General features: G+C 72.4%; 18 protein-coding genes. 9 read left to right on the forward strand and 9 right to left on the reverse strand.

The window, feature by feature from the left end:
- Positions 1 to 50: 50 nt before the first annotated feature.
- Positions 51 to 611: an orotate phosphoribosyltransferase gene (gene pyrE / locus KE274_RS06665; protein ID WP_211542087.1), complete on the forward strand. Its 561-nt coding sequence runs from the start codon at positions 51 to 53 to the stop codon at positions 609 to 611.
- Positions 608 to 1,510 (forward strand): ROK family protein, encoded by a 903-nt coding sequence (locus KE274_RS06670; RefSeq protein ID WP_211542089.1) that lies wholly within the window; start codon positions 608 to 610, stop codon positions 1,508 to 1,510. Before pyrE ends, KE274_RS06670 begins: the two co-directional genes overlap by 4 nt.
- Before the next feature lie 12 nt (positions 1,511 to 1,522).
- Here KE274_RS06670 and KE274_RS06675 read toward each other — a convergent pair whose 3' ends face one another.
- From KE274_RS06675 to KE274_RS06690, 4 genes are all read right to left on the reverse strand, one after another.
- Positions 1,523 to 1,813 (reverse strand): hypothetical protein, encoded by a 291-nt coding sequence (locus KE274_RS06675; RefSeq protein ID WP_211542091.1) that lies wholly within the window; start codon positions 1,811 to 1,813, stop codon positions 1,523 to 1,525.
- Positions 1,814 to 1,838: 25 nt separating this feature from the next.
- Positions 1,839 to 2,075, reverse strand: coding sequence for a hypothetical protein (locus tag KE274_RS06680; RefSeq protein ID WP_211542093.1), 237 nt, complete (start codon positions 2,073 to 2,075; stop codon positions 1,839 to 1,841).
- A 125-nt stretch (positions 2,076 to 2,200) separates the two neighbouring features.
- Complete coding sequence (locus KE274_RS06685; protein WP_211542095.1) at positions 2,201 to 3,346, reverse strand: MFS transporter; 1,146 nt, start codon at positions 3,344 to 3,346, stop codon at positions 2,201 to 2,203.
- Positions 3,343 to 4,245, reverse strand: coding sequence for a MurR/RpiR family transcriptional regulator (locus tag KE274_RS06690; protein ID WP_211542097.1), 903 nt, complete (start codon positions 4,243 to 4,245; stop codon positions 3,343 to 3,345). The genes KE274_RS06685 and KE274_RS06690 overlap by 4 nt, the downstream gene beginning before the upstream one ends.
- 165 nt (positions 4,246 to 4,410) lie before the next feature.
- On the opposite strand from KE274_RS06690, the gene KE274_RS06695 reads away from it, so the two are divergent.
- The 7 genes from KE274_RS06695 (at position 4,411) to KE274_RS06725 (ending at position 12,713) form a co-directional block, all read left to right on the forward strand.
- Positions 4,411 to 5,961 carry an ABC transporter substrate-binding protein gene (locus KE274_RS06695; protein ID WP_211542099.1) on the forward strand — a complete coding sequence of 517 codons (1,551 nt, stop codon included), beginning with the start codon at positions 4,411 to 4,413 and terminating at the stop codon, positions 5,959 to 5,961.
- Positions 5,962 to 6,029: 68 nt separating this feature from the next.
- Entirely contained in the window at positions 6,030 to 7,001 is a 972-nt protein-coding gene (locus KE274_RS06700; RefSeq protein WP_136030810.1) for an ABC transporter permease, read from the forward strand.
- Positions 6,998 to 7,885: an ABC transporter permease gene (locus KE274_RS06705; RefSeq protein ID WP_211542101.1), complete on the forward strand. Its 888-nt coding sequence runs from the start codon at positions 6,998 to 7,000 to the stop codon at positions 7,883 to 7,885. The genes KE274_RS06700 and KE274_RS06705 overlap by 4 nt, the downstream gene beginning before the upstream one ends.
- Positions 7,882 to 8,787: an N-acetylmuramic acid 6-phosphate etherase gene (gene murQ / locus KE274_RS06710; RefSeq protein ID WP_211542103.1), complete on the forward strand. Its 906-nt coding sequence runs from the start codon at positions 7,882 to 7,884 to the stop codon at positions 8,785 to 8,787. The genes KE274_RS06705 and murQ overlap by 4 nt, the downstream gene beginning before the upstream one ends.
- Entirely contained in the window at positions 8,787 to 9,977 is a 1,191-nt protein-coding gene (locus KE274_RS06715; protein ID WP_211542105.1) for an anhydro-N-acetylmuramic acid kinase, read from the forward strand. Before murQ ends, KE274_RS06715 begins: the two co-directional genes overlap by 1 nt.
- Positions 9,978 to 10,005: 28 nt before the next feature.
- The gene (locus tag KE274_RS06720) at positions 10,006 to 11,085 is read left to right on the forward strand and encodes a serine hydrolase domain-containing protein (protein ID WP_211542107.1); all 1,080 of its coding nucleotides are present in this window, start codon (positions 10,006 to 10,008) and stop codon (positions 11,083 to 11,085) included.
- A complete protein-coding gene (locus tag KE274_RS06725; RefSeq protein ID WP_211542111.1) occupies positions 11,082 to 12,713 on the forward strand; it encodes an ABC transporter ATP-binding protein in 1,632 nt (543 codons plus the stop codon). Before KE274_RS06720 ends, KE274_RS06725 begins: the two co-directional genes overlap by 4 nt.
- Positions 12,714 to 12,731: 18 nt before the next feature.
- Here KE274_RS06725 and KE274_RS06730 read toward each other — a convergent pair whose 3' ends face one another.
- The 5 genes from KE274_RS06730 to KE274_RS06750 are packed head-to-tail and all read right to left on the reverse strand — an operon-like array spanning position 12,732 to position 15,620.
- On the reverse strand, positions 12,732 to 12,896 hold the full coding sequence (locus tag KE274_RS06730) for a hypothetical protein (protein ID WP_211542113.1): 165 nt from the start codon (positions 12,894 to 12,896) through the stop codon (positions 12,732 to 12,734).
- Positions 12,893 to 13,462, reverse strand: a complete 570-nt coding sequence (locus KE274_RS06735; protein ID WP_211542114.1) for a YdeI/OmpD-associated family protein — start codon at positions 13,460 to 13,462, stop codon at positions 12,893 to 12,895. Before KE274_RS06735 ends, KE274_RS06730 begins: the two co-directional genes overlap by 4 nt.
- A 1-nt stretch (position 13,463) precedes the next feature.
- Positions 13,464 to 14,273, reverse strand: coding sequence for an HAD-IIA family hydrolase (locus KE274_RS06740; RefSeq protein WP_211542116.1), 810 nt, complete (start codon positions 14,271 to 14,273; stop codon positions 13,464 to 13,466).
- A 36-nt stretch (positions 14,274 to 14,309) separates the two neighbouring features.
- Entirely contained in the window at positions 14,310 to 14,942 is a 633-nt protein-coding gene (locus KE274_RS06745; protein WP_211542118.1) for a metal-dependent transcriptional regulator, read from the reverse strand.
- A gap of 21 nt (positions 14,943 to 14,963) precedes the next feature.
- Entirely contained in the window at positions 14,964 to 15,620 is a 657-nt protein-coding gene (locus tag KE274_RS06750; protein WP_211542120.1) for a TetR/AcrR family transcriptional regulator, read from the reverse strand.
- Positions 15,621 to 15,728: the final 108 nt, after the last annotated feature.

The following is a 15,728-nucleotide window of genomic DNA, read 5'->3' on the forward strand; positions in this document are numbered from 1 at the left end:
ACACGGAATCCGCGCGGAACGGCCCCACACCGCCTTCTACACTGGATGCCGTGACCGCACTCGACGCAGACCGCCAGACCCTCCTCGACCTCATCACCGACGAAGCGGTGTTCCACGGCGACTTCACCCTCTCCAGCGGCAAGAAGGCCACCTACTACGTCGACATGCGCAAGCTCACGCTCGACCACCGAGCCGCGCCCGCGATCGGCCGCATCATGCTCGACCTGATCGCCGACCTCGACGTCGTGGCGGTCGGCGGCCTGACGCTCGGCGCCGACCCCATCGCGAACTCGGTGCTGCACGCCTCCGTCGCCACCGACCGTCCGCTCGACGCGTTCGTGGTGCGCAAGGAGCCCAAGGACCACGGTCGCGGCCGGCAGATCGAGGGTGCCGACGTGAAGGGCAAGCGCGTCGTCGTGCTCGAAGACACCTCGACCACCGGGCAGTCCGCGCTCAAGGCCGTCGAGGCGCTGCGCAAGGAGGGCGCCGAGGTCGTGGCGGTCGCGGTGATCGTCGACCGCAAGACCGGCGCGCAGGCTGCCATCGAGGCGGAGGGCCTGGAGTGGCGGGCCGCGTTCGACCTCGACGACCTCGGGCTCGACCCGCAGTGACCCGCCACGCGCTGGCCGTCGACGTGGGCGGCACCAAGATGGAGGCCGCGCTCGTCACCGAGGACGGCACGCTGGTCGACGGCAGCCGCAGCCGGCAGGCGACCGGTCGCGAGGCCACCCCGGAGACGCTGATCGCCGCGGTCGACGCGATCGTGCGGCACGCCCTGGCCGCGCTGCCCGCCGACGCCGAGCTCGTGGGGGCGGGCATCGGCAGCGCCGGGCCGGTCGACCGCACCGACGGAACGATCCTGCCGGTGAACATGCCGCTCGCGCACGGCTTCGGCCTCGTCGCTGCGGTGCGCGCGGCCGTCACCGCGGTGCGGGGCGAGGAACTGCCGACCGTGCTCGGGCACGACGGCGGGGCGCTCGCGCTCGCCGAGTCGTGGCTGGGCGCCACGCGGGAGGCCCGTGCCTCGCTGTCGATCGTGGTCTCGACCGGGGTCGGCGGGGGCTTCGTGGTCGCGGGTGCCTACGTGCCCGGTGCGACGGGCAACGCCGGGCACCTCGGCCAGGTCCGTCGTGAGGGCGGTCTGACGCTGGAGGAGATCGCGGCCGGACCCGCGAGCGCGGCGTGGGCGCGCGAGCAGGGCTGGCAGGGGGCGACGGGGGAAGACCTGGCGCGCGACGCCGCAGCGGGAGACGCCGTCGCCCGCGCCGCGATCGAGCGCTCGGCCCGCGCGGTCGGGGAGGCGCTGGCCGACGCCGCGACCCTGGTCGACCTGGACGTCGTCGCGATCGGCGGCGGCTTCTCGCGGGTGTCGGATGACTACGTCGACCTCGTGCAGCAGGCGCTCACGGCGCACGCGGTGCATCCGTACTCCCGACGCACCCGCGTGGTGCGCTCGGGCTTGGGCGACGAGGGGCCGCTGATCGGGGCTGCCGCGCTCGTGCTCCGCTAGGCGACCGCGCCCTCAGCGGCGGGCGGTCAGCAGGTGTCGTGGCGGCCCCTCGAGTCGGGCGACGGAGATCTTGAGTTCGGTGACGTCGGCCGCGACCGCGTCGATCTGGGCGCTGAGCTTGTCGTCCACGGCGTCGATCCGGCGGCTGAGCTTCTCGTCGACGACGTCGATCCGGGTGCTGAGTTTCTCGTCGACGGCGTCGATGCGGCGGACGACCCAGGTCATGGCGCCGAACAGGCTCGTGCCGAGCGTGAGCACGATGCCGATCGCGCTGACGACGACGGCGAGGATCTCGGGCGACATGGTCTTCTCCGGTTCGGTCTGGCGGTCAGTTGCGGGCGGTCAGGAGGTGTCGTGGCGGCCCCTCGAGTCGGGCAACGGAGATCTTGAGTTCGGTGACGTCGGCCGCGACCGCGTCGATCCGGCGGCTGAGCTTCTCGTCGAGTCCGTCGACGCGAGCGTCGATGCGGCGGACCACCCAGGTCATGGCGCCGAACAGGCTCGTGCCGAGCGTGAGCACGATGCCGATCGCGCTGACGACGACGGCGAGGATCTCGGGCGACATGGATGGTCCTTCGTTCGGAGGGGTGGCTTCGAGAGTACGTCGCAGCCTGCCGAGGGGTCGCGGGTATTCCGGTATCTGCGAGCGATCGTCGCGGAGCGCCGGGTGTGGAGGAGAAGCGCCGGGGCTCAGTCGACCACGGCGGTCCGCGGCACTCCGGCCGCGCGCCACAGCAGCAGCGGGACGACCGCGCACAGCGCCGCCGTCACGAGGAACGTCGGGGTGGCCGCGGGGTCCCCGCCCGCCAGCAGCACCAGCGTCGGCACGGCCGTTCCGCCCACCGCTCCGCACGCCACCAGCGCCCCGGTCACGGCGGCCCCCCGCGCGGGGTCGAGCCGGTCGAGCGCGAGCCCGAGGATGAGGCCGTAGCTGGGGGCGAGCAGCACCACGACGGCGGCCAGCGCGATCAGCGCCCCCACCGGCTGCGAGGCGACGAGCAGCCCGGCCACCGCCAGCAGCACCGCCGCGGTCGCCGTGCCGCCCGTGAGGATCGCGACCGGGGGCACGTCCCGCCGTCGCAGCCCGGCGGCCGTGAAGCGCCCGAGCGCCATCAGCGCCCAGAACGCTGAGGTGCCGAGTGCCGCGGCGGCCGGATCGATCGGGAGGATCCGCTCGGGGATCACGGCCGACCAGCCGGACAGCACGGTCTCGACCCCGACGTACAGCGGCAGCGCGAGGGCGAACGGCAGCAGCACCGACAGCGCTCGCAGGTCGCGCTGCGGCGGAGCGTCCACCGGCTGCGCGGCCGGCGTGCGTCCGGCGAGCAGGACGACGGCGAGCAGCGGCACCAGGCCGAGCAGCGCGAGCAGAGAGCGCGAGCCGGCACCGGCAGCGACCACGAGCGGGGTGATCGCGGCGCACACCGCCACCGTTCCGAGCAGGGCGCTCAGCAGCCCGGTCGTGCTGCCCGTGCTCAGGCTCTTGGCCGCGACGGCCCCCGAGGCCTCGACCAGCCCGAACCCGAACCCGCACAGCGTCGCCGCGACGAGGAACACCGCCGGGGCGGGAGCCAGGGCCGCCGCAGCGACCGCGACGGCCTGCACGGCGCTGCCCAGCAGGAGCGTCGTGCGCGGCGGACGCCCGGTCAACAGCGGCCCGGACGCGAGCACGCCCACCAGGAGCCCGGCGAACAGCGCGGGAACGGCAGCGCTCAGGCCGGCGCTCAGGTCGCGCTCCGCGGCGGGCAGCAGCGCCGGCACGAACGCCGCGGTCACGCCGAGCCCGGCGAACGCGCTGAAGAGTCCCACCCGGATGCGGCGGGGCGCGGGGGTCATGCGCCGCTGGCCCGCGCGTGGTGCACGGCGGCGAAGGTGTCGCGGAGTGCCTCCATCGACCGGTCGTAGTTCGATTGCGCGACACCGATGAAGATGCAGTCCACGACCATGAGCTGCGCGATGCGGCTGCCCAGCGCGCCGGAGCGGAATCCGGTCTCCCTCGCCGCGGTGGTCAGCACGACGTCGGCCTGCCCGGCGAGCGGGGCGCCCGCGTGGTTGGTGATCGCGATGGTGGTCGCGCCGGCCGTGCGGGCGAGCAGCAGGAACTCGATCGTGTCGGTGGTCGCGCCGCTGTGCGACACCGCGATGGCGACGTTGCCCGGTCCGAGCGTCGCCGCAGAGGTCCAGGCGGCGTGCGGGTCCGACCACTCCAGCGCGGTGCGGCCGATGCGGGTGAGCTTGCGCTGGAGGTCGAGTCCGACGATCGAGCTCGCGCCGACGCCGAAGATGTCGACACGGGTGGCGGAGGTGATCGCCTCGACCGCGGCGCGCAGCGACTCGGTGTCGAGCACCTTCGCGGTATCGGCCAGTGACAGGGTCTCGGCGAGGGAGACCTTGGCCACGATGTCGGCCAGGGTGTCGTTGCGGTCGATGTCGCCCGACACGGCGGGGAGTGCGGCGGTGTCGTAGGTCTCGCGCTCGACCTCGCGCAGCACGTGGTTGCGCAGCTCCCGCACGTGCTCGTAGCCGAGTCGCTTGCAGAAGCGCACGACGGAGGTGGTGGAGGTGTCGCAGCGGTGCGCGAGCTCGGCGACCGAGAGTCCCGCGGTCGCGGCGGGATCGGCGAGGAACAGGTCGGCGATGCGCTGCTCGCTGGGGCGGAGCTCGGGGCGGATCGCGCGCATGCGCACCAGCACGGGGGGAGCGCCGGCGTCGTCGCGGGCGGCATCGTGGGACATGTGTTCTCCGATCGGTGTTCATAACAGTAGAGGAACTTCTGTTACATCAACAGCGACGTTCGTGTACTTTTGGTACCACCCAGACCGACGATGTTCCGCGGGACGTCAGGCAGCACCGCCTGATCCGAGCCAGGGCGACGCGGTCCCCAGCCAGGAGGAAACAGCATGAGCACAGTACGGCGGGCGTCATTCGGCGCTCTCTCCGCCGCGGGCGTCGCCATGGCGCTCGTCATCACCGGGTGTTCCGCGCCGGCGTCGAACCCCTCGCCCTCCGCGGGCGGATCGGCCGGCGGCGACCTCGTGATCGGCGTCACCAGCGACCCCGACACCCTGTTCCCGTGGAAGGCCACCCAGTTCCAGGCCGTCAACGTGCTGCAGAACCTGTACGGCACGCTGACCGAGTTCGACGAGGACCTCAACGTCGTGCCCGGCCTCGCCGAGTCGTGGGACGTCTCCGACGACGGCCTCACCGTCACCTTCCACCTCCGCGAGGGCGTCACGTTCGCCGACGGCAGCACGTTCGGCTCCGAAGACGTGAAGTACTCGCTGGACGCGATCGCCGCCGAGGCCACAGCCGCGGTCGCGCGCAGCTCGCTCGCCTCCGTCACCGCGGTCGAGGCCACCGACGAGAACACCGTCACGCTCACCCTCAGCGCCCCCGACGCTGCGCTGCCCGCGAACCTCGCCGTGATCAACATGGCCATGCTCTCCTCCGACGACACCGAGGAGGCGCTCAACACCACCCCCAACGGCACCGGCCCGTTCGTGCTGGAGGACCGCACCGCCAGCCAGTCGCTCACGCTCGCCAAGAACGACGACTACTGGGGCGACAAGGCGCTGCTCGACACGGTCGAGTTCCGCGTGATCCCCGACGAGTCGTCCATCGTGTCTGCCATGCAGTCGGGCAACGTGCAGCTCGCCGTGTTCGACGACCCGCTGGTCGCGCAGACCGCCGAGGGCGCGAACGTCGAGGTCGCCACCACCCCGCAGCTCAGCTACCACGCCCTGCAGCTCAACGCCACGCGCGGCGACCTGGCCGACGTGAACGTGCGCCTGGCGATCCAGTGCGCCATCGACCGCGAGGAGGTGCTGGAGACCGCCGCGCTCGGCGAGGGCGAGGTCACCGGCCCGATCACCTCTCCCGCGTTCAAGTCCGACCCCGACGCGCGCCCGTGCCCCGAGCGCGACCTCGACAAGGCGGCCGAGTACCTGAAGAAGGCGGGCAAGGAGGACGGCGTCACCATCCAGACGATCGTCTCGCAGGGCGAGTACGCCACCTCCGTCAACGAGGCGCAGAACCTGAAGGCGCAGCTCGCCGACGCGAACATCACGCTCGACCTCGAGGTGCTCGAGTCCGGTGCGTTCGTCGACCGCTGGATCGCCGCCGACTTCGACGCCGCGGTCGCCCTCAACGGCGGACGCCCCGACCCCGACGGCATGTACGGGCGCTACTTCACCAGCACGGGCAACCTGAACAAGGTCGCCGGCTACTCCTCGCCGGAGCTCGACGCGCTGTTCGCCGAGGGCCGTCAGACCGCCGACACCGAGAAGCGCAAGGAGATCTACGCCGAGGTCTCCGAGAACCTCGAGGACAACGCCGCGTGGATCTGGCTGTTCACCAGCTACACCTACACGGCCACCGCCACGAGCGTGAACGGCTTCACCCCGATGGCGAACGGCTCGCTGCAGTACCTGCGGACCACCTCCATCCAGTAGCGGACCGAGGGGGCGCGGCCGTCCGCGCCCCCTCGCTCCCCACCGACGACAGGCATCCTCACACGCGCATGTTCAGACAGCTCCTCCGCAACAGCGTGCTGCGACGCATCCTCGCAGCCCTCGGCACCCTCTTCGGCGTCGCCGTGTTCGTCTTCCTGATGCTGCGCGCCATCCCCGGCGACCAGATCAGCTCGGGACTGGGCACCGAGGCCGCGGCGCTCACCCCCGCGCAGCGCGAGGCGCTGGAGGCCTACTACGGCCTCGACCAGCCGCTGTTCGTGCAGTTCTTCTCCTGGCTCGGCAACATCTTCACCGGCAACCTCGGCTTCTCGTCGCGGGCGCAGACCAGCGTGCTCGACCTGACCGCGGCCGCCCTGCCCGTCACGTTCGAGCTCGCGATCCTGTCGATCGTGATCGCCCTCGCGATCGGCATCCCGCTGGGCATGCTGTCGGCCTCGAAGCCCGACTCGCTCCGCGACGGCGTGGGCCAGGTCGTCGGACTCGCCGGGCTCTCCATCCCCGCGTTCCTGCTCGGCACCGCGCTGCTGGCGATCCTCGCGCAGTCGCTCGGCTTCAACCCCAACGGCCAGGGCTACGCGCGGCTGTTCGACGACCCGCTGCTGAACCTCCAGCAGATGCTGCTGCCGTCGATCGTGCTCGGCTTCGGCATCGCCGCGCCCATCATGCGCACGACGCGCACCGCCGTGCTGGAGATCCGCGCCAACGACTTCATCCGCACCGCGCGGGCCAAGGGCGTGCCTCCCCGCCGCCTCCAGGTGCGCCACGTGCTCGGCAACGCGCTCGTGCCGATCGTCACCATGACCGGCCTGCAGTTCGGCTACCTCCTCGGCGGTGCCGTCGTGGTCGAGCAGATCTTCTCGCTGCCCGGGATCGGCCGTCAGGTGCTGCTCGGCATCCAGCAGAAGGAGTACGCGCTCGTGCAGAGCACCGTGCTGGTGATCGCGCTCGCCTTCGTCATCGTCAACCTGCTCACCGACCTGCTCTACCGGGTCATCGATCCCCGGGTGCGTGCCGCATGACCGACATCTCTCAGACCCCGGCCCTCGCCCCCGGCGGCGGGCGCACCATGGAGCGCGTACGCCTCCTGCTGCGCAGCCGCAGCGGGCTCGCCGGCCTCGTCATCGTGTTCCTGCTCGCGGTGCTCAGCATCGTCTCGGCGTTCGGGCTGCTGCCGTTCGACCCGCTCGCGCAGGACCCGCCGTCCCGGCTCCAGCCGCCGTCGGCGACGCACTGGTTCGGCACCGATCAGTTCGGCCGCGACGTGTTCTCGCGCGTGGCCGCCGGTGTCGCGAACTCCGCGCTGATCTCGGTCGTCGCCGTCGCGTTCGCCACCGTCGTTGGCACCGTGTGCGGTCTCATCGCCGGCTTCTACCGCGGCATCTCCGACGGCGCGATCACCGCCGTCACCAACGTGCTGTTCGCGTTCCCGCCGCTGCTGCTCGCGCTGTCGCTCGCCTCGGTGTTCGACCGCAACTGGTTCACGATCGCGGTGGCCATCGCGATCGTCTACGTGCCGATCTTCATCCGCGTCACGCGCGGCCCCGTGCTGTCGCTGCGCGAGGTGGAGTACGTCAAGGCCGCCAAGAGCACGGGTCAGGCCCGCATGGCGACCATGTTCCGGCACGTGCTGCCCAACATCACGTCGATCATCATCGTGCAGGTCACGCTGTCGCTGTCGTGGGCCGTGCTGACCGAGGCGTCGCTCAGCTTCCTCGGCCTCGGCACGCCGCCGCCCGCGCCCTCGCTCGGCTCGATGATCTTCGAGGCGCGCACGCTCGTCACCATCGCGCCGTGGACCATGATCGCGCCGGGCGTGGTCGTGGTGCTGCTCGTGGTGGGACTCAACCTGCTCGGCGACGGTCTGCGCGACAGCCTCGACCCGCGGAACCGGGGGAAGCGATGACCCTGGAGGATCTCGGCGCCCTCGCCACCGAGGCCAGCGACCCGCGGTACGCCCGGCTCGACCAGATGAGCGTGGCGGAGCTCGCGCAGACCATGAACGACGCGGATGCCACCGTGCCCGCGGCCGTGCAGCGCGCGCTGCCGCAGATCGTCCCGGCGATCGAGGCGACGGCGCAGCGCATGGCCCGCGGCGGGCGCCTCGTCTACGTGGGCGCGGGCACACCCGGTCGCATCGGCGTGCTCGACGCCTCGGAGTGCCCGCCCACGTTCAGCACGCCGCCCGAGCTGGTGTTCGCGATCATGGCCGGAGGCCCCGGTGCGATCGTGAACCCCGTGGAGGGCGCGGAGGACGACGCCGACGCGGGGGCCGCCGCGATCGACGCCGCGGGCATCGGTCCGCTCGACACCGTGATCGGCATCGCCTCGAGCGGCCGCACGCCCTACGTGGTCGCCGCCGTGCGCCGGGCCAGGGAGCTCGGGGCGCTGAGCGTCGGGCTGTCGTGCAACGCCGGCACCGTGCTGAGCGCCACCGCCGAGCACGGCATCGAGGTCGAGGTCGGCCCCGAGGTGCTGTCCGGCTCCACGCGCCTGAAGTCCGGCACGGCGCAGAAGCTCGTGCTCAACATGTTCTCCACCATCGCGATGGTGCGCAACGGCAAGGCCTACGGCAACCTGATGGTCGACGTGAAGGCCACGAACCACAAGCTCCGCGAGCGCGCGATCCGCATGGTCCGCACGATCGCCGGGGTCGACCGCGACACCGCGGTCGCGGCGCTGGAGACCGCCGCGTGGGACGTCAAGGTCGCCGCCGTCCTGCTCGTCCGCGGCGAAGACGTCGCCGCGGCCACCACCCGACTCGCCGCCGCAGGTGGACGCCTGCGCACCGCACTGGAGGAGAACTGATGCGCGTCCTCGGACTGATCTCCGGCACCTCGCACGACGGGATCGACGCCGCCGTGGTGGACTTCGCGACCAGCGGGGGCTTCACCGACCACGGCGTCGACGTCACCGGCACCGTGCTCGCCGCCACGAGCGTGCCCTACGCCCCGGAGCTGCGGGCGCGGCTGATCGCGGCCCTCCCGCCCGCCCCGACCACGCTCGCCGAGGTCGCGGAGCTCGACACCCTCATCGGCCAGGCCTTCGCGGACGTGGCGGCCGTCATCGCGGCCGAGGTCGGCGGCGTCGACGCGGTGTGCTCGCACGGGCAGACCGTGTACCACTGGGTCGACGGCGCGCACGCGTTGGGCACGCTCCAGATCGGGCAGCCCGCGTGGATCGCCGAGAAGCTCGGGGTCCCGGTCGTGTCCGACATCCGCATCCGCGACATCACCGCCGGCGGCCACGGCGCCCCGCTCGTGTCGTTCCTCGACGAGCTGCTGCTGCGCGGGCGCGCGGGGGTCTCGGCGGCGCTGAACCTCGGCGGCATCTCCAACATGACGGTCGTGCGCCCGGACGGCCTGGTCGCCTACGACATCGGCCCGGCGAACGCCCTGGTCGACGCGGTCATCGTGGAGCACGGCCTGAACCCGCTCGGCTACGACGACGACGCCGCGATCGCCCGCACGGGTAGCGTCGACGAGGCGCTGCTCGACGCGCTGCTCGCCGACCCCTACTACGCGCTGACGCCGCCCAAGAGCACGGGCAAGGAGCACTTCCACCTGGCCTACGTGCAGGAGCACCTGGCGGCGCAGGGCCGCGAGATCCCGGTCGCCGACGTGGTGCGCACGCTCACCGAGCTGACGGTCCGCACGGTCGCGCGCGACGTGGAGGCCGCGGGCATCGGGTTCCTGGCGGTGTCGGGCGGCGGCTGCCGCAACCCGCTGATCCTCGACGGGCTGCGCGCCGCGCTGCCGCAGACCGAGGTCGTGCTGGCCGATGAGCTGGGTGCGCCCGCCGACAGCAAGGAGGCGATCCTGCTCGCGCTGATCGGCTGGGCGACCATGCACGGCGTCCCGGCGATCGTCCCCGGCGGCACGGGCGCGCGCGAGCCGCGCATCCTCGGCACGATCACGCCCGGCTCCGGCCCGCTGCACATGCCGGAGCCCGTCGCCGCGATCGACTCGCTGACACTCACGGAGGCGTCGGCGTCGTGAGCGGTCACGGAGCACGAAGGGCCGGGGTGTGAGCGCCGCGCAGGCCGTCGCCGCGGTCCTTTCCGGGACGACCGCGCCGCGCGCCGTCGCCGCGGGTGTCGCGACCCGGGACGGCCGCGACGTCGCGGTGGGCGGACTCGCGGACCTCGCCGGCACCCCGGTCACGCGCGACACCGCGTTCGACCTGGCGTCGGTGTCGAAGGTCGCCGCGACCACCACGGCCGTGCTGCGCCTGGTGAGCACGGGCGACCTCCGCGTCGACGACTCCGTCGACCGCTACCTCCCCGGTACCGCCTGCGCGCCGGGCACCACCGTGCGCCACCTGCTGCTGCACCGCGCCGGGCTGTGGGAGTGGCAGCCGCTGTACCTCGACCCGACCCACGCGGATGCCGCGGCGACCGTCGACGCGCTGCCGCTGCGCTACGGCCTCGACGAGGGACGGCACTACTCCGACCTCGGCTTCATCCTGCTCGGCCGCCTCATCGCCCAGGTCACCGGGCTGCCGCTCGATGCGGCGGTGCGCGAGCTCGTCACCGCGCCGCTCGGCCTCGACCACACGGGCTACGGTCCGGTCGGCGCGCCCGTGGCCTCGTCCGGCATCGGGGACGCGGCGGAGCGGCGCATGGTCGCGACCGGCGAGCCCTACCCGATCCTCACGTCGCGGCGGCACTTCCCGTGGCGTGAGCACGAGATCGCCGGCGCCGTGAACGACGGCAACTGCTTCCACGCGCTGGGCGGTGTCTCCGGTCACGCGGGGCTGTTCGGCACGGTCGACGACCTGCTCACGCTCGGCTCCGCCCTGGCCGACGCCGAGCAGCACGCCGACCTGTGGCCCCCCGACGCGGTCGCCGACGTGTTCCGCGACGGCCCCGACCCCGGGCAGGCCCTCGGCTGGCGCAGCGACACGGTCGCGCTCGCCGGACAGCCCACCCGGATGCTGTGGCACCCCGGCTACACCGGCTGCGCGCTCGGCCTGTTCCCCGGCACCGGCACCGCGGCCGTGCTGCTGAGCACCCGCCTGCTGGCCGCCGAGGTCGCCCCGACCGACACGCTGTGGCGCGCGGCGCTTCCCGCCCTCCTGCACCCCGAAGGAACGAGTACCCCATGAGCACCACTCCGCCCGTGCTGAGCATCGACGACCTCGCCGTCGCCTTCCGCACCGGTTCCGAACTGGTCACCGCGATCAGCGGCGTGAGCATCGACATTGCCGCGGGCGAGACGGTCGCGGTGGTCGGCGAATCCGGATCCGGGAAGTCCACCACGGCCGCCGCCGTCAACCGCCTGCTGCCCGAGAACGGCGTGATCACGGCGGGCAGCATCCGCTTCGACGGCCGGGAGCTGACCGACCTGCCCGAGAGCGCCATGATCTCGCTGCGCGGCGCCGGGATCGGCCTGGTGCCGCAGGACCCGATGTCGAACCTCAACCCGCTCATGCGCGTGGGGGAGCAGATCGGCGAGGCGCTGGAGGTGCACGGCTACACGAGCGGCGAGGCCACCAAGGCCCGCGTGGTCGAGCTGCTGGAGATGGTGGGTATCGCCGACGCCGCCCGCCGCGCGCGGCAGTATCCGCACGAGTTCTCCGGCGGCATGCGCCAGCGCGTGCTGATCGCGATGGGGCTCGCGTGCAAGCCGCGGCTGCTGATCGCCGACGAGCCGACGAGTGCGCTCGACGTGACGGTGCAGCGCCGCATCCTCGACCAGCTCGACGAGCTCACCGGGGAGCTGGGGACCGCGGTGTTCCTGATCACGCACGACCTGGCGCTCGCGGCCGAGCGCGCCGACCGCATCGTGGTGATGTTCCGCGGCCGCGTGGTCGAGGAGGGCACGTCGGCGCAGGTGCTGGGCGACCCGCAGCACGAGTACACCCGGCAGCTGCTCGCGGCGGCCCCGAGCCTCTCGTCCCGCCGCGACGCGCTGCCCGTGCGCACCGCGGCGAGCGACGCCGTGCCGTTCGTGGAGATCCGCGACCTCCGCAAGGAGTTCCCCGTGCGCGGGGCCAAGGCGGGGGAGCCGCAGACGTTCACGGCGGTCGACGGCGTGAGCTTCACGATCCGCCGCGGCACCACCGTCTCGATCGTGGGCGAGTCGGGGTCGGGCAAGTCCACCACCGCGAACATGGTGCTGGGACTGGAGGACGCGACGTCCGGCTCGATCCTGTTCGACGGGCTCGACCTCACCACGCTGCGCCGCAAGGAGCTGTTCGCGCTGCGCCGCCGCGTGCAGCCGGTGTTCCAGAACCCGTACGCCTCGCTCGACCCGCGCTTCACCGTGGAGCAGTCCATCGCGGAACCGCTGCGCGTGCACCGGATCGGCACCGCGGCCACGCGTCACGCCCGCGTGCTCGAACTGCTGGAGCAGGTGGCACTCCCGGCTGCGATGGCCGAGCGGCTGCCGCACGAGCTCTCCGGCGGACAGCGGCAGCGCGTGGCGATCGCCCGGGCTCTGGCGCTGGAGCCCGAGCTGGTGGTGCTCGACGAGGCCGTGTCGGCGCTCGACGTGCTGGTGCAGGCGCAGATCCTCGACCTGCTCGCCGACCTGCAGCAGCGGCTCGGCCTCAGCTACCTGTTCATCAGCCACGACCTCGCCGTGGTGAGGATGATCTCCGACGAGGTGCACGTGATGCAGCGCGGCGTGGTGGTCGAGAGCGGCACGCCGGAGCGCATCTTCGACGACCCGCAGCACCCGTACACGCGCGAGCTGCTGGCCGCGATCCCCGGGGCGTCGCTGGCCTCCTGACGTGACGGCGGCCGGGGCTCAGCGCTTCCGGTCGTCGTCGTCCCAGGGGCCCTCCCACCAGCCGGCGCGGCCGTCGTCCGACCCGCCGCGGCGGCGCGAGCGCACGAGCTGCACCACCAGCACGGTCAGCGACGTGAGCGTGATGAGGACCAGCACCAGGAACAGCAGGTCGCTCTGAGTCATGGGCGTTTCCCCTCCGCGGCGTCCGCCACGATCTTCGCGATCCGGGCGGCCCTCGTCTCCGGTCGCTTGGCCATCGCGATGTGCGTGAGCCCGAACTTCTTCACCGACTTCGGGAACGCGTCCCAGTTCGCGCGCGCGGCGGGGTCGGCGTCGAGGGCCGCGGTCAGCTCCTCCGGCTCGATGCCCGCCTCGGGTCCGTCGAGCACGGTCCACGAGCCGTTCGCCTTCGCGGCCTCCAGCACGCGGATGCCGGCCGGATGCATCAGCCCGGCCGCCTCCAGCTCCGCGATCCGCGCCTTGTTGGTCGCCGCCCACCCGCTGCCCGGCCGGCGCGGCGAGAACCACTGGCCGTTCGTCTCGTCGTCGAACCGGCGCACGGGTCCGTCGATCCACCCGAAGCACAGGGCCTGCCGCACCGCGTCGTCGTAGCCGACGCCCGTGGTGGAGCGGCCGCGGACGCTCAGCAGCCACACCCCGTCCGCGCGCGCGTGGTTCTCCTCGAGCCAGGCGCGCCACGCGGCGGCGTCGGCCGCCGTGATGCGCTCGCCGTCGTCGAGGGCGCCCATGTCAGTCCTCGTCCAGCGTGGGGATCGACTCGGTGATGGTGGGCAGCAGGTCGGCGACCGAGTCGACGATCTCGTCCGGCCGGAACGGGTACTGCTCGATGCTGCGCCGGTCGCTGATGCCGGTCATCACGAGCACCGTGTGCAGACCCGCCTCGATGCCGGCCACGATGTCGGTGTCCATGCGGTCGCCGATCATGCCCGTCTTCTTCGAGTGCGCGCCGATCTTGTTGAGCGCGGAGCGGAACATCATCGGGTTGGGCTTGCCGACCACGTACGGCTCCTTGCCGGTGGCCTTCGTGATGAGCGCCGCGATCGCACCCGTCGCCGGGAGCACGCCGTCGACGCTCGGACCCGTCGCGTCGGGGTTGGTGACGATGAACCGCGAGCCGTTGATGATGTGGCGGATCGCCTTCGTGATCGCCTCGAACGAGTAGTTGCGGGTCTCGCCGACCACCACGAAGTCGGGGTTCGTCTCGGTCATGATGAACCCGGCCTCGTGCAGCGCGGTGAGGATGCCCGCCTCGCCGATCACGAACGCCGAGCCGCCGGGGAGCTGCTGCGCGAGGAAGTCGGCGGTCGCGAGCGCGGAGGTCCAGATGCGCTCCTCCGGCACGACGAGGCCGCTCTGGCGGAGCCGGGCGGACAGGTCGCGGGCGGTGAAGATCGAGTTGTTCGTCAGCACCAGGTAGGGGATGTCGTTGCGCTCCCATCCGGCGAGGAGTTCGGATGCCCCGGGGATGGCGTCGTTCTCATGGACGAGCACGCCGTCCATGTCGGTGAGCCAGCATTCGATGTCGTCGCGGTGTGCCATGTGCACAGCCTAGAGGCCGCGTGTTTCCGGGAGGTCTCAGGTCGTGAGCCAGACGACACCGGCCGCGCCCTCGGGGAGCGCGACCTCGGCGCCGTCCAGCGCGACACCCGTGGCGGTCACGGCCACGGTCGCGCCGACGGTGAGGCCCAGCGCTTCCAGTGCGCGCAGCAGCTCGGGGTCGCGGTCGTCCACCCGGAGCACGCGGCCCGTGTGGCCCTCCGCGGCGTCGGCGAGCAGCACGAACGGCTCCCGCTCGACACGGCCGTCCGCGTCGGGGATCGCGTCGCCGTGCGGGTCGAAGCGCGGGCGGCCGAGGCGGGCGTCGATGCCCTCGAGCAGCCGGTCGCTGATGGTGTGCTCGAGCACCTCGGCCTCGTCGTGCACCTCGTCCCACCCGTAGCCGAACTCCTGCACAAGCCACGTCTCGATGAGGCGGTGGCGCCGCACCATCGCGAGGGCGCGGACGGTGCCGGCGTCGGTCAGCCGTACGGCGCCGTAGGGCACGTGCGACACGAGCCCGGCGGCGGCGAGCTTCTTCACCATCTCGGTGACGGACGACGGGGCAATGCCGAGCTTGGCCGCCAGCACGGACGGGGTGATCGGCGCGTCCTGCCATTCGGTGTGGGCGTAGACGGTCTTCAGGTAGTCGTCAGCTGCGGGGGAGGCCACCCGTCCACTTTACGGCGGAGGTCAGTCGCGCCCCTCGCGCGCCCAGGCGGTGAGGCCGTGGATGAGCGCCCGCACGCCGATCTCGAAGGTGCGCCGGGCGGGATCGGTGCTGAGCCGCGCCCGCGCGCTCTCGGCCGCGGTGAAGGTCGGGTAGGCGGGGGCCAGGTCTTTCGGCGACATGTTGTCGGCGGGGGCGAGGGCGTCGAGCGCGGAGCCGATGATGAACGACTCCAGGGCGACGATCGCGTCGACGATCGTGTCGGTGGGCCAGCCGTCGTCGGCGAGCAGCACGGCGATCTGCTCGTAGTCGGCGAAGGAGCCCTCGTCGGCGTCGATGGGCGAGGTGGCGAGCATGACCATGGCCTGCGGGGCGGCGATGGCGGCGTCGCGGTAGCTGTGCGCCCAGGCGAGCAGGGCCTCCTCCACGGGCAGCTCGCGGGGGACGGGCGTGGCGAGCGAGCGGCTGACGCGGCCGCGCATGGCGCGGATCACGGCGTCGCGGTTGGCGAAGTGGTGGTAGAGCGCAGACGTGCGCACGCCCAGGGATTCGGCCAGCGCGGTCATGGTGAAGCGCTGCGGGGTGCGCTCGGCGCTGAGCCGGAACGCGGCGTCGAGGATCCGCTCCTCGGTGAGCACCCGTGCGGAGGGGCGGCCCACGCTGCGGGGGGTCTTCGTCATCGTGGCTCGATCCTGGTTCCGTGTCTGCTACTTTATTGAAACTCTTTCAATTCGCTCGAGGAAGAACGCCATGACGGGTTTTCGACGCCGACACTATCGTCACCGGCG

Origin of the sequence: Microbacterium paraoxydans (assembly GCF_018224615.1) — a bacterium.
In the GTDB taxonomy this organism is placed as follows: Bacteria; Actinomycetota; Actinomycetes; order Actinomycetales; family Microbacteriaceae; genus Microbacterium; species Microbacterium paraoxydans_B.

What these genes read in the sequence shown, in the direction of transcription:
- KE274_RS06700 (WP_136030810.1), top strand. Translation starts at nt 6,030, where the DNA reads ATGTTCAGACAGCTCCTCCGCAACAGCGTGCTGCGACGCATCCTCGCA.
- KE274_RS06675 (WP_211542091.1), bottom strand. Translation starts at nt 1,813, where the DNA reads ATGTCGCCCGAGATCCTCGCCGTCGTCGTCAGCGCGATCGGCATCGTG.
- KE274_RS06680 (WP_211542093.1), bottom strand. Translation starts at nt 2,075, where the DNA reads ATGTCGCCCGAGATCCTCGCCGTCGTCGTCAGCGCGATCGGCATCGTG.
- KE274_RS06725 (WP_211542111.1), top strand. Translation starts at nt 11,082, where the DNA reads ATGAGCACCACTCCGCCCGTGCTGAGCATCGACGACCTCGCCGTCGCC.
- KE274_RS06715 (WP_211542105.1), top strand. Translation starts at nt 8,787, where the DNA reads ATGCGCGTCCTCGGACTGATCTCCGGCACCTCGCACGACGGGATCGAC.
- KE274_RS06750 (WP_211542120.1), bottom strand. Translation starts at nt 15,620, where the DNA reads ATGACGAAGACCCCCCGCAGCGTGGGCCGCCCCTCCGCACGGGTGCTC.
- KE274_RS06735 (WP_211542114.1), bottom strand. Translation starts at nt 13,462, where the DNA reads ATGGGCGCCCTCGACGACGGCGAGCGCATCACGGCGGCCGACGCCGCC.
- KE274_RS06695 (WP_211542099.1), top strand. Translation starts at nt 4,411, where the DNA reads ATGAGCACAGTACGGCGGGCGTCATTCGGCGCTCTCTCCGCCGCGGGC.
- murQ (WP_211542103.1), top strand. Translation starts at nt 7,882, where the DNA reads ATGACCCTGGAGGATCTCGGCGCCCTCGCCACCGAGGCCAGCGACCCG.
- KE274_RS06685 (WP_211542095.1), bottom strand. Translation starts at nt 3,346, where the DNA reads ATGACCCCCGCGCCCCGCCGCATCCGGGTGGGACTCTTCAGCGCGTTC.
- KE274_RS06730 (WP_211542113.1), bottom strand. Translation starts at nt 12,896, where the DNA reads ATGACTCAGAGCGACCTGCTGTTCCTGGTGCTGGTCCTCATCACGCTC.
- KE274_RS06740 (WP_211542116.1), bottom strand. Translation starts at nt 14,273, where the DNA reads ATGGCACACCGCGACGACATCGAATGCTGGCTCACCGACATGGACGGC.
- KE274_RS06690 (WP_211542097.1), bottom strand. Translation starts at nt 4,245, where the DNA reads ATGTCCCACGATGCCGCCCGCGACGACGCCGGCGCTCCCCCCGTGCTG.
- KE274_RS06705 (WP_211542101.1), top strand. Translation starts at nt 6,998, where the DNA reads ATGACCGACATCTCTCAGACCCCGGCCCTCGCCCCCGGCGGCGGGCGC.